Raw genomic sequence first — 12628 nt, forward strand, 5'->3', positions numbered from 1 at the left:
TCTGATGTTGACCATCTCAATCACCTCCGCCTATAGCATGCCTAATTTGCTGGATAATGATGTGAAATCCTTGCAACCTTTTCCCATACATTGACTCCACCCCTCCACTTGCGGTAGATTGATCATACAGTTTACAGTTTCAAGTCCCGCAAAGGAGATCGCATATTATGAAACAACAAATTATGTTTGACCTCGACGATACGCTCATTCACTGTAACAAATACTTCTATTTGGTCATTGACCAGTTCATCGATGCGATGACGACTTGGTTCGGTAGCTCACCGCTAGTTTCAGCCCAAGCGATCCGTGATAAACAGATGGAAATCGATATTGCAGGAGTTGCCGTGTTCGGCTTCAAGAGCGAGCATTTCCCGCAATCATTTGTCGACACGTACATTCATTTCTCCCATTTAACTGGCCGCAAACGCTCAACCAATGAAGAGAATCTGTTATGGAAGCTTGGCTTAAGCGTGTATGAACATGATACAGAGCCTTATCCCAATATGGAGCAAACTTTGTTTTCATTGGCAGAAGCAGGTCACGAGCTGCATTTGTATACGGGTGGCGAGCTGCCTATCCAACGCCGCAAGATTGAGAAAATGAACCTGGAGCGCTATTTTGAGTCGCGTATCTACATCCGCCGTCTCAAAAACAGCGATGCGCTCGAAAATATCCTGTCTACCGGCGTATTTGACAGGAACAGCACTTGGATGGTCGGCAATTCGATCCGCACAGATGTCGTCCCCGCGTTGACTGCAGGCATACATGCTATCCATATGCGCGCCGTATCCGAATGGGAGTATAACGTCATTCAGATCGAGGTTGAACCGAAAGGTGCTTTCTTGACATTGGATCACCTGAAGGATGTTCCCGATGCGATTCATGGTTACGTGAACCGATAACATTCACTCCTTATTCACATAAATAGACCCGGCTTGTTCTCCTACGCGATGAGAACGGGCCGGGTCTTTGCTACGTGCATATTGACATTATTGCTCAATGGATAATTCGCCAGTCTCAAGATTTCGGATGACAATTCTTGCTTCAGCAGGCGTGCCATCTGGTAGCTGAAGCTTCAGCTTCGTCGTCTTCCCCTTCTCGACAAGCGATTTCACCTGCGAGTCCGTTAAGCTGCGGCCATAGCTCTCTTTCCATATGACGAATTTGCAGCCTTCTTTGTAATGGGAGCAGCCATAGCCCTTGCGTCCCATAAAGATGGAGCCGCCGCAGCCGGGGCTCGGACAATTCGTGATCATCGTTATGGTTCCAGGCGAAGCAGCCGCTGCCGTAGAACTCTTTTTGGCGGCTCCGGTTGCTTTAGGCTTCACGGCTCGAGTTTTGGAAGCTGCTGCCGATTTGCCGGAAGCCCCTCTTCCAGCGCTAGGAGCTTCGCTTTCAAAAGATGTTTTGGCTGCACGGGATTGGACACGAACTTTATTCACGATCATGGTTGCGAATTTTTTGACATTTTCCATGAATTGCCCGTCTGACGCGGTTCCTCTCGATATTTCGTTCAAACGCCGCTCCCATAAACCAGTCATTTCAGGCGATGTCAACAGATCAATGCCCGCACCGCGAATCAGCTCGATTGCCGTTCTCCCCTTTTGGGTTACGAGGATCTTCTTTCCTTGCATTTCGACATAACCGACATTTTTCAGCCGTTCTATAGTCGCTGCCCTCGTGGCCGGCGTACCTAAGCCTGAGTCCTTCATCGCATCGCGAACGTCCTCGTCCTCGATCTGCTTGCCGGCGCTTTCCATCGCTTTCAGCAGTGTTCCCTCGGTATAATGCTTGGGAGGCTGCGTATCCTTTTCCTTCACGATTGCATCCGAGCATACAATGCCTTCGTTTGCCATAATCGAGAACGGTTCGCTTACTTCTATTTCCTCCTCTTCCGCGTCGTCTTTATCCTTGCCTTTCGCGGACGGTTTTGCCTTTTCCTTCTTCTGATCGGCATAAATAACCTTCCATCCTAAATGCAGAAGCTCTTTCACCGTCGTTTTAAAATGCTCGTTCTCGACCTCTGTCAACACGGTATGCACCTTATATTCGGCCGGCGGATAGAATTGAGATAGGAAGCGTCTGACAATGAGGTCGTATAGCTTCTGTTCATCAGGACTTAGCCCGTTCGCTTTGCGGTTCGTCGGCAATATCGCATGGTGATCCTCAACCTTGGTCGGGTTGCAAATAAATTTATTGCCTTTGTGTACCAATGATCGGTTTGCTCCTTTGACGAGGTCGTCATAGGCCGTGCCTTGAAGCGCATTAAGCGTTTTGTGCATCTCGGGTATGTTCTGCTCCGTTACATAGTTAGAGTTCGTTCTCGGATATGAAATAACCTTATGCTTCTCATAAAGCGCCTGCGCGGTATCCAGCGTCTTTTTAGCAGAAAATGCATATTTCCCGTTCGCTTCCCTCTGCAATAACGTAAGATCATACAGCTTGAACGGATATTCCTTTGTTTCTTTCACCTCGTAGGAAGCAATACGGCCTTCTTTCCCCTTTACCTTTGCCGCAATCGCTTCGACTTTAGCTTGATCAGTTGCCCGCTCTCCCTGCCACATTCCTTTATAGGACATTTCCGATTGTGCGAAATGACCCTCGAGCTCAAAAAATTTCAAAGAAGAGAACGCCTCGATCTGCTTCTGCCGATCATATATAAGAGCAAGCACGGGGGTCTGGACGCGACCGACAGACAGCAGTACGTTGTGTTTGGTCGTAAAAGCGCGCGAGCCGTTCATGCCGATAAGCCAGTCTGCTTCGCTTCTTGCCGTAGCCGCTCTTGTCAAATTTTCGTATTCCGCTCCTTCTTTGAGCTCGTCGAACCCTTTACGGATCGTCTCGGGCGTCAGATCGGAGATCCAGAGCCGTTTGACGGGTTGATTGAGCTTCAGGTGCCGCTGGATTAAGGAAAATATATATTGACCCTCGCGTCCCGCATCGCAAGAGTTGACCAGCAAATTGCTCCGCTTCGCAAGATCGCCGATTACTTTAAGCTGGTCGATCGTTTTTTTATTCGGCACCAGCTTAAATTGCGTTGGAATAATCGGCAGATCGTTGATATTCCATTTTTTATATTTGTCATCGTACGCATCAGGCTCAGCCAAGCCAATCAAATGTCCGATTGCCCATGTTATAATGTAGTGCTCGCCTTCTATGTAGGAACGGTGATTTTTTGCTTTCGGATCGATTGCGGCTGCAATATTCCGCCCCATATCAGGCTTCTCCGCAATGATTAATGTCTTCAAAAGTGATTCGCTCCTTCATTACGCAATTCGCAAATCGAGCAGCCCGCTCAATCCAATAAAGCATAAGCTCGCTCGATTCTGGATTTCCTCTTAAACATTTTACAGACTTCCGTGTCAAAATGGAATCCTTTTAACCGAATCAGGGAGCGAAATATTATGAAACAAAATAAAACCCGACGGGACGTTACGCCCCCTCGGGTTATTATTAATGCCATTAATATGAAAAGGACAACTTCATTTTATTGTTTCTTTGGGTCGTCTAAATATGACAAAATCGTATAAAAAATAGTACGAACGCCGTCAGACCATTTGGGGTCTTCTGCATATTTCCTGTTAATCCATTTGAACGGATCGATCTCGTCTGGACGGTCCAGGCTTAAATGATACACGGTCCTTGCGGCAATTTCCGCTGATTGCTTAATATTTGTATTGAATTCCTGCCAGCTATGAAATACATTAAACGGATTATTGGCAATTTCTTTATGCCGCTTATTGGATGTCGGCACGAAACCCTGCTCTTGGCCAGTAATTGCAAACAAAATAACGGGATGAATATCGAATGATTTAGCGGCTGTTATAATGGCTCCGAAATAAGGCTGCTCAGCCAATATGGATGACTTGGACTTCAAGAACTGGATTAGCCGCTTCTGATCGATCTCATGGTAACGAAGCTCGGCAGGCAAGCCATCAACCTTAAGCGGTATGGGCTTAGCCGGCAATATGGCAGCTGGCGGCTGCAGCTTATTGATGGATGGCCTGTTCAACGACCAGCCGTAGAGAAGCGTTGCTGATATCAAGCAAAAAGACAGAAAGAGATACATTGCATTTCTCCCGCTTGTTCTGCTTGTTAAGTGCCTTCTCCAGCCAGAATGAGGCATGCTGATCACATGGGCTTGTCCCATTGACGCTTGAGCTTTGCCTCCGACAATGCCTTCAGCTTCCAGCATAGTCCTCAGCCGAGCCAGAATGCCACTCTCAGCGTCTTTCATAAGCGTACCCGATTGGTCTTCAGTAATTCGTACCTCGTCCATTAGACGCTGCATGAGAGGCTTCTCACAGCTTATGGCAAGCTGCCGCTCCACCCAATCATGCAACGGGTCGTATACGTCAGAATCCGAGCGGTCAAGAGACATGCAAGCTTCCAAAATATCTTCAGCCCTCACTGGTCGCTGCTTCTCCAATACAGAAGTCCGTATTAACGTTTCCGTGACCGTATGTCTCAATGCAATATCGAATTGCGGTAATTGCTTATGTATGATGCGTTTGACTGCATCCGCTACGATTTCTGCGCGTTGGTCATGCGGCATCGCCGCATATTTACGCTGTACGTAGCTTCGAATATTTTTAACGTCGGTTGGTGACAGAATAAAAGCTTCTTCTGCTGGCATGACGATTCGCCCCTTCACGTCATCTCACACCGATTTTACCACAACTTTCCTAACGATTGGGAAATTACTCAGCTAATCTTTTCCTTAATATCCGGCTTTATTATAAATGCAGTCATTTACTCAAGACCGGACTGTAGCACAAAATTCACGGTAATATCGGCTACTGCGCATCCCGTTGCTCCATTTGATTCGAAAGCTTAGTATGAAAGCTCTATAATCCGATCTAATCTATATTTAATCATATTAATCATACCTCCGCGCCAGGCAGGCTCACATATCAAGACAGGTTCATATAACAAGAAAAGCGCCCGAAGGCGCTCCACTTTTGTCTCTGTATTTGATTTGTTGCTATCTTTCGCTTGCCTTAAGGCAGCATCGAGGAACCCATCAAATATTTATCTACTTCGCGGGCAGCCTCGCGGCCTTCGTTGATCGCCCAAACGACCAAGCTTTGTCCACGGCGCATATCGCCTGCAGCAAAAACTTTATCCACGCTCGTTACGTATTTGCCGTATCTCGCTTTTACATTCGAACGTTTGTCTTGTGCAAGGCCTAATTGTTCAATAATAGGCGTTTCCGGACCTTCGAAGCCAACAGCGATAAATACAAGATCCGCTGGCCAAACTTTTTCGGTACCTGGAATTTCGCTATATATTTTGCGTCCAGTCTCATCGACCGTACGTTCAATTTGAACGGTGTGAAGCTCCTTCAAGTTGCCATTGCCATCTCCTACGAACTTTTTCGTAAGCACGGAGAATGCACGCGGATCTTCGCCGAATAGTGCTTTCGCTTCTTCATGAGCATAATCAAGCGTATAGACATTCGGGAATTGCGGCCAAGGATTATTAATGCTGTCACGCTCTAGAGGTGCTTTGGCATGCGTGCCGAATTGCGTTACGGATTTGCAGCCATGGCGCAGCGCGGTAGCAACGCAGTCAGAGCCCGTATCGCCGCCGCCGATTACGATAACGTTTTTTTCTTTCGCCGAAATATAGTTGCCGTCTTCCAAGTTGGAATCCAGGTAGCTTTTAATCGTACCGTTCAAATAATCCATTGCCATGTGAACGCCGTTTAAATCGCGGCCTTCCATTTGTACGTCGCGTGCTCTTGTAGAACCGCCGCAAAGCACGACAGCGTCAAAATTCTCAACAAGCTCATTTGCCGTAATGTCTTTCCCGATCTCGGTGTTCGTAACGAACTCAATGCCTTCAGCTTCCATCAAGTCAACGCGGCGCTGTACGACATGCTTCTCAAGCTTCATTGTCGGAATGCCATATGTGAGCAAGCCGCCTATGCGGTCAGCGCGTTCATATACGGTAACGGTATGGCCAGCTTTGTTAAGCTGGGCAGCGGTTGCCATGCCGGCAGGCCCGGAGCCTACGACTGCAACTCGTTTGCCAGTGCGAACTTTCGGAGGCTGAGGAACAACCCAGCCCTCATCAAAACCGCGGTCAATAATCGCTTGCTCAATCGTCTTGATCGTTACGGCATCACCGATCAAGCCAACTGTACATGATCCTTCGCACGGAGCTGGGCACACGCGGCCGGTAAACTCAGGGAAGTTATTCGTTTTATGCAGACGGTCAAGCGCTTCGCGCCACAACCCACGATAAATCAGGTTATTCCATTCAGGGATCAAGTTGTTTACCGGACAACCCGAAACAGAGCCTGCGAGTTCAATGCCAGTATGGCAATATGGCGTGCCGCAGTCCATGCAGCGAGCTCCCTGCGTCTTTAGCTGTTCATCCGAAAAATGCTTATGAAACTCTTGCCAGTCCTTAATACGCTCCAGCGGGTCGCGATCGGCCGGCAGTTCGCGTTGATATTCCATAAAACCAGTAGGTGTAGACATGATCGCATTTCCTCCATCCATATTTCCCGTTAACCAATGCTACGATTCTCTTCAAACTATATCGGGAATCCATCAAATATTCAATAACAAACTTTCTTAAAAACGAATATTTTGTCTAAAGCACTCGATTACTATTTTACAATATCCTAGCATTCAAGTGTTCAGATCGTTAATGGATTATCCGTACAATCATTTGCACTTTATGACATATCGTTCGTCAAACGTTCGGTTTTAGCCATAATTGCTAGTTAGTGCGACGGACGAAGGTCTGAAAAGTAAAGGCATGCTTATTCTTCTCGTCGCTCTCGTGCGGCTCGCTTCCCACAAGCTTCCAGTCCGATTCAGCGAACAAAGGAAAGAATGCGTCACCGCCTTCAATTTCGACGTCTACTTCTGTCAGGAGCAGCGTGTCCGCGAGCGGAAGAAACTGTTCGTAGACATCCGCGCCGCCGATAACGATCAATTCTTCGCCCTTGAAGCGCTCTATCGCTTCAGCAACAGAATAAACAATTTCACATCCCGCAGGCTGGTAATCCTTTTGGCGTGTCAGCACGACGTTGAGGCGATCGACAAGCGGCTTTGGGAGCGACTCAAACGTCTTCCGCCCCATTACGACCGTTTTGCCTAAGGTTGTTTTTTTGAAAAAAGCCATCTCGGCTGGCAAGCGCCATGGCAGCTTGTTTGCTTTGCCGATTGTCCGGTTACGATCCATTGCGGCAATTAGTGTAATTGACATGAAAGCAGCACCTTTCTATCGAATAGGTTGGACGATCTAAAACGATCTAAACAGCTACCGGCGCTTTGATAGCCGGCTGCGGATTGTAGTTCTCGATGCTCAGATCCTCCATCGCAACGTCAAAAATGGACTTCTTATCCGCATTGAGCGCGAGCGTTGGCAATATGCCGGGCTCACGGTTTAGTTGGGTGTTAATTTGCTCCAAGTGGTTCGTATAGATATGGGCATCGCCCAGCGTATGGATGAATTCCCCGACCTCAAGTCCGCATTCATGGGCAACCATATGAGTAAGCAGCGCATAGCTTGCGATGTTAAACGGAATGCCAAGAAAAATGTCAGCGCTGCGTTGGTATAATTGACAAGAAAGCTTGCCGTTAGTCACATAAAATTGAAACATCGTATGACATGGCGGAAGCGCCATGTTGCTAGGCACGTCTTCCGGATTCCAAGCCGACACGATCAATCTTCTTGAGTCAGGGTTTTGCTTAATCGCAGCAATAACATCCTTTAATTGGTCAATCGTACCTCCCTGCGACGTTTTCCATTCGCGCCACTGCTTGCCATAAACGTTGCCAAGCTCCCCAAACTCCTCAGCAAATCGATCATCCGTAAGGACCTTCTGCTTAAAGCGTTCCATCTGTTCATTATAATCCGCGGCAAATGCAGAATCCGATTGCGAGCGCAAGCCGAAATTCGTCATGTCTGGTCCCGTGTACGCCGTGCTCTCCACCCATCTTTTGAAAGCCCATTCATTCCAGATGTTGTTGTTATGCTGCAGCAAATAACGGATATTGGTATCCCCTTGGATAAACCAAATCAGCTCGCTCGCTATAAGGCGAAAAGGAACGCGTTTTGTCGTTAGCAGAGGAAATCCCTCGCTAAGATCAAACCGCATTTGATAACCAAAAACAGAGATTGTACCCGTACCTGTCCGATCTTCCTTTTTGGTGCCATGCTCCAACACATATTTTAACAATTGCAAGTAAGTTTGTTCGCTATTGCTCATTTCTTGACCGCCCCCGATTCTAAACGAAAATCGTAAAAATAACAATTATTATAACACTATTCAGCTCGTCTGTCCTGCTTTCGTTTCTTTCTCAGCGCATAGCGTTCTGGTGCCGAAGCATGAAGCTTTTTTTCTTCGTCTGTCAATGGGATAACGGTAGGCACGGTGGCAGGCTTGCCCTTATCGTCTAATCCGACAAACGTAAAAAAGGCGGTAACCGTCGTTTTTCTCAAACCGCTGAACAAATTCTCAGAGCTAACGGACACATAAACCTCCATGGAGCTCCTATTGGTCCAGGTAACAAATGCTTCAACCTCAATGACTTCACCTACCCGAATGGGTGCCAGAAAGTCCAAGCTATCCGTTGATGCCGTAACGGCCTGCATCCGGGCATGCCGCATTGCAGCTATGGCAGCTACCTTATCCATATATTCCATCACCTTGCCGCCGAACATCGTCTCGTAAGGGTTCGTATCCAGCGGGAAAATCAACTGCGTCATAATCGTTCTGGATTCACTTGCCGGTTTCATCGTCTCTTCCCTCATTATGAACACCTCTTTGCAAGAATCGAATGCGATAGATGCACAAAGAGGCCCCGTCGGCTGGGGAGCCGCGTGACCTCTGCTGGTGCAAATGGAATGCGATTTATTTAATAAAGGTATGGATAGGATGGCCAAGTGCAACTTCAGCTGCATCCAATACGATTTCACCTAGAGTAGGATGTGCATGGATCGTAAGCGCGATATCTTCAAGCGTAGCGCCCATTTCAATGCCAAGCGCAAGCTCAGCAATCATGTTGGAAGCTTCAATACCGATAATTTGCGCGCCTAGCACAAGACCGGAGTCTGCATCAGCAACAAGCTTAACAAAACCTTCGTTTGCATTTAGGGACATTGCGCGTCCATTGATAGCGAACGGGAATTTGCCGACTTTAACGTTGTGGCCTTTATCTTTTGCTTCTTTCTCGCTGTATCCAACGCTTGCGCATTCCGGATCGGAGAAACAAACAGCAGGAACGCATTTGTAGTCAATTACGCTTGAATGGCCGGAAATGACTTCAGCAGCAACACGACCTTCATACATTGCTTTATGCGCAAGTGCAGGTCCAGCAATGATGTCGCCGATTGCAAAGATATGCGGGATGCTCGTACGGCATTGCTCATCGACCTCAACCAGACCGCGATCCGAAAGCTTCACATTGATCAGATCAAGGCCAAGCTCACCATCGGTGTTTGGACGACGTCCAACGGTTACAAGCAGGTAATCTGCCGTTACTTTTTCTTCTTTATCGCCAACGGTGTAAGTAACCGTAACGTCTTTATCTGTTTGCTCAGCGCCTTTAGCTTGGGCACCGGTAATGATATCAACGTTCGTGCTTTTCAGCTTCTTCGCAACGATGGAAGACATGTCTTTATCGAAGCCAGGAAGAATCGCATCAGAACCCTCGATTACGGTAACCTTCGTACCGAATTTGGAGTACATTTGACCAAGCTCAATGCCGATGTAGCCGCCGCCGATAACGACAAGGCTTTTCGGAATTTCAGGCAAGGACAAAGCGCCAGTCGACGATACGATACGGCCGCCGTAAGGGAATGCTTTCAGCTCGATTGGACGTGAGCCAGTAGCAATGATACAGTTTTTGAAACGGTAGCGCGGGGCTTCTTGATCGTTGAATACACGCGCTTCGTTTTCATTGATGAACATGACTTCGCCTTGGAAATATTGGACTTTGTTTGCTTTCAGTAGCGAAGCAACGCCGCCTGTCAATTTTTTGACGATTCCTGCTTTGAACTCTTGCACTTTCGTAAAGTCAACCTTTGCTTCGCCAACCTCGATACCGAAAGCGGAAGCATGGCTGATTGATTCATATTGATGTGAAGCGGAGATCAAAGCTTTCGATGGAATACAGCCCACGTTCAAGCATACGCCGCCTACATATTCTTTATCCACGATGAGTACGTTTTGACCAAGCTGAGCTGCGCGAATCGCTGCAACATATCCGCCTGGACCCGCACCAATGACTAGAGTATCAATATCTAGGGAAGCATCACCTACGACCATGTCTTATACCTCCATTATGAACAATTCCGGTTGTCCCAGAAGTGTTTTGATGTAATTCATAAAGTTTTGTGCCGTTGCGCCGTCAATTAGTCGGTGGTCAAAGCTGAGTGAAAGAGCCATTACAGGTGCTGCTACGATTTCGCCATTGCGAACAATCGCTTTCTCTGTAATTCTGCCTGTACCCAAGATAGCAACCTCAGGGAAGTTGATAACCGGCGTGAAGAACATGCCGCCTGCCGAACCGATGTTTGAGATGGAAATGGTGCTTCCTTTCAATTCGTTGGCAGCAAGCTTGCCATCGCGGCCGCGAGCAGCCAGATCACGGATGGAATCCGCAATTTTGAATAGGTTTTTACGGTCTGCATCCTCGATAACCGGTACGATAAGACCGTTATCCGTATCTGTAGCAATACCGATGTTGTAGAATTTGCGAAGCACGATTTCTTGGTTAGCCTCATCAAGCGTAGCATTCAAGATCGGGAATTCGCGGCATGCTGCCACAAGAGCCTTCACTATAAATGGCAAGTACGTAAGCTTGGAGCCTTTTTTCTCGGCATAAGGCTTATATTTCGCGCGAAGTGCTACCAATTCCGTTACGTCAACCTCATCCATAATCGTAACGTGAGGAGCCGTGTAAACGGATTTGGACATCGCGTTTGCAATAATTTTGCGAATACCTTTGAACGGTACGCGCTCTTCAGGACGATATGCTGTGCCAGAAGCCGTATGCGCAGGCTTCGCTTCGCCAGCGCCTTTTGCCGCTACTTCAGCATTGCTAGGTTGTTCAGCAGCAGGTGCCGCAGTATCGGCAGCCGCAACAGCTGGCGTACCGCCAAAGCCAGTTACGTCATCACGAGTGATTCGGCCGTTTTTGCCCGTGCCGCCAACCTGCGTTAGGTCCACGCCTTGCTCACGAGCGAACTTGCGCACGCTAGGAGTCGCTAGAACAAGGCCGCCAGTAGCTTTTGGAGCAGTCGCTGCAGCTGCAGGTGCTTCCGCTTTCGGCGCTTCGGCCGCTGGAGCTGCCTCTGCTTTAGGTGCTGGCGCTTCTGCTTTCGGTGCTTCGGCAGCTGGAGTTGCTTGCTCTGGAAGCTCGCCTTCAGCGTCAATGATTGCAACGATTTCTCCAACGTGGCATACTTGACCGTCTTTCACGAGCACTTCCAATACTTTGCCGTTAACCGGACAAGGTACTTCTACGATCGCTTTATCGTTTTGGACTTCCATAATAATATCATCATCTGTAACCGTGTCTCCGACTTTGATGTTCACTTTCACGATTTCGCCTTCGTGCAAGCCTTCGCCGAGCTCTGGGAAACGATATTCGAATTTAGCCAATGCTGGTAACCTCCTTTAAAAGTTCAATACTTTTTGAACCGCTGCAGAAACGCGAGCTACCGAAGGAAGCCACGCATCCTCAACAAGCGCAAACGGATAAACCGTATCCGGTCCGGCTACGCGAAGTACTGGAGCTTCCAAATGAAGAATGGCATGCTCGTTGATTTGCGCGATAATTTCCGCTGCCGCGCCTGACGTTTTTTGTGCTTCTTGAACGACAATCGCGCGGTTCGTCTTTTGAATGGACGCTACGATCGTTTCAATATCTAGCGGTACCAGGCTGCGAAGGTCGATTACCTCTACGCTTACGCCTGTTTTTTCAAGCTCTTCTGCCGCTTTTACTGAAGTATGAACCATCATCCCGTAAGTGAGGATCGTTACGTCGGTACCTTCGCGGACAACATTTGCTTTGCCGATTTCAACGGTATATTCGCCTTCTGGCACATCTGCCTTAAACGCACGGTAAAGGTTGAGATGCTCCATGAAAAAGACAGGATCATTATCGCGGATTGCTGAGATCATCAAACCTTTTGCATCATAAGGATTTGACGGAATGACGACTTTAATACCTGGTGTTTGAATAGCCAGACCCTCAAGGGAATCCGTGTGCAGCTCAGCTGCTTTTACGCCGCCGCCGAATGGCGTACGGAACACGATTGGCGAATTGTAGCGACCGCCTGAACGATAGCGCATGCGTGCCGCTTGTACAAACATTTGGTCAAGCGCTTCATAAATAAAACCAACGAATTGAATCTCTGCGATTGGGCGGAAGCCTTGAAGCCCCATCCCCACTGCCATACCCGCAAGCGCGGATTCGGCAAGCGGCGTATCGAATACGCGATCCTCGCCAAACTCTCCTTGCAATCCTTCTGTCACGCGGAATACACCGCCGACCTTACCTACGTCCTCACCGAAAATGACAACGTTTGAGTCGCGTTTAAGTTCTACGCGCATCGCATCGCGAATTGCTTCCAACATATTCATTTGAGCCATGATCGT

Annotated in this window: 10 protein-coding genes; 1 reads left to right on the forward strand and 9 read right to left on the reverse strand. The window is 48.0% G+C overall.

Annotated features, from left to right (window positions below; all coding sequences use genetic code 11):
* Positions 1-167 precede the first annotated feature (167 nt).
* The gene (locus tag AC0YN3_RS04845; RefSeq protein ID WP_475773955.1) at positions 168-902 is read left to right on the forward strand and encodes an HAD family hydrolase; all 735 of its coding nucleotides are present in this window, start codon (positions 168-170) and stop codon (positions 900-902) included.
* Between the two features lie 87 nt (positions 903-989).
* On the opposite strand, the gene AC0YN3_RS04850 is transcribed toward AC0YN3_RS04845, so the two are convergent.
* From AC0YN3_RS04850 to AC0YN3_RS04890, 9 genes are all read right to left on the reverse strand, one after another.
* Positions 990-3248: a type IA DNA topoisomerase gene (locus AC0YN3_RS04850; protein WP_475773956.1), complete on the reverse strand. Its 2259-nt coding sequence runs from the start codon at positions 3246-3248 to the stop codon at positions 990-992.
* 239 nt (positions 3249-3487) lie between these two features.
* Positions 3488-4636, reverse strand: a complete 1149-nt coding sequence (locus tag AC0YN3_RS04855) for a hypothetical protein (RefSeq protein ID WP_475773957.1) — start codon at positions 4634-4636, stop codon at positions 3488-3490.
* Between the two features lie 364 nt (positions 4637-5000).
* Complete coding sequence (locus tag AC0YN3_RS04860) at positions 5001-6488, reverse strand: glutamate synthase subunit beta (protein WP_475773958.1); 1488 nt, start codon at positions 6486-6488, stop codon at positions 5001-5003.
* A 244-nt stretch (positions 6489-6732) separates the two neighbouring features.
* Positions 6733-7224 (reverse strand): dihydrofolate reductase, encoded by a 492-nt coding sequence (locus tag AC0YN3_RS04865; RefSeq protein WP_475773959.1) that lies wholly within the window; start codon positions 7222-7224, stop codon positions 6733-6735.
* Positions 7225-7270: 46 nt separating this feature from the next.
* Positions 7271-8230 (reverse strand): thymidylate synthase, encoded by a 960-nt coding sequence (locus tag AC0YN3_RS04870; RefSeq protein ID WP_475773960.1) that lies wholly within the window; start codon positions 8228-8230, stop codon positions 7271-7273.
* A gap of 56 nt (positions 8231-8286) precedes the next feature.
* A complete protein-coding gene (locus AC0YN3_RS04875; RefSeq protein ID WP_475773961.1) occupies positions 8287-8775 on the reverse strand; it encodes an acyl-CoA thioesterase in 489 nt (162 codons plus the stop codon).
* Positions 8776-8875: 100 nt separating this feature from the next.
* Complete coding sequence (gene lpdA, locus AC0YN3_RS04880; RefSeq protein ID WP_475773962.1) at positions 8876-10291, reverse strand: dihydrolipoyl dehydrogenase; 1416 nt, start codon at positions 10289-10291, stop codon at positions 8876-8878.
* A 3-nt stretch (positions 10292-10294) separates the two neighbouring features.
* The gene (locus AC0YN3_RS04885; protein WP_475773963.1) at positions 10295-11629 is read right to left on the reverse strand and encodes a dihydrolipoamide acetyltransferase family protein; all 1335 of its coding nucleotides are present in this window, start codon (positions 11627-11629) and stop codon (positions 10295-10297) included.
* 15 nt (positions 11630-11644) lie between these two features.
* The gene (locus AC0YN3_RS04890) at positions 11645-12622 is read right to left on the reverse strand and encodes an alpha-ketoacid dehydrogenase subunit beta (protein WP_183560788.1); all 978 of its coding nucleotides are present in this window, start codon (positions 12620-12622) and stop codon (positions 11645-11647) included.
* Positions 12623-12628 lie beyond the last annotated feature (6 nt).

The sequence above is a fragment of the Paenibacillus sp. J22R232 genome (assembly GCF_056269165.1).

Bases quoted from the DNA above. Each gene is read 5' to 3' on its own strand.
- AC0YN3_RS04845 (WP_475773955.1), top strand. From the start codon at position 168: ATGAAACAACAAATTATGTTTGACCTCGACGATACGCTCATTCACTGT.
- AC0YN3_RS04855 (WP_475773957.1), bottom strand. From the start codon at position 4,636: ATGCCAGCAGAAGAAGCTTTTATTCTGTCACCAACCGACGTTAAAAAT.
- AC0YN3_RS04860 (WP_475773958.1), bottom strand. From the start codon at position 6,488: ATGTCTACACCTACTGGTTTTATGGAATATCAACGCGAACTGCCGGCC.
- AC0YN3_RS04865 (WP_475773959.1), bottom strand. From the start codon at position 7,224: ATGTCAATTACACTAATTGCCGCAATGGATCGTAACCGGACAATCGGC.
- AC0YN3_RS04870 (WP_475773960.1), bottom strand. From the start codon at position 8,230: ATGAGCAATAGCGAACAAACTTACTTGCAATTGTTAAAATATGTGTTG.
- AC0YN3_RS04875 (WP_475773961.1), bottom strand. From the start codon at position 8,775: ATGAGGGAAGAGACGATGAAACCGGCAAGTGAATCCAGAACGATTATG.
- lpdA (WP_475773962.1), bottom strand. From the start codon at position 10,291: ATGGTCGTAGGTGATGCTTCCCTAGATATTGATACTCTAGTCATTGGT.
- AC0YN3_RS04890 (WP_183560788.1), bottom strand. From the start codon at position 12,622: ATGGCTCAAATGAATATGTTGGAAGCAATTCGCGATGCGATGCGCGTA.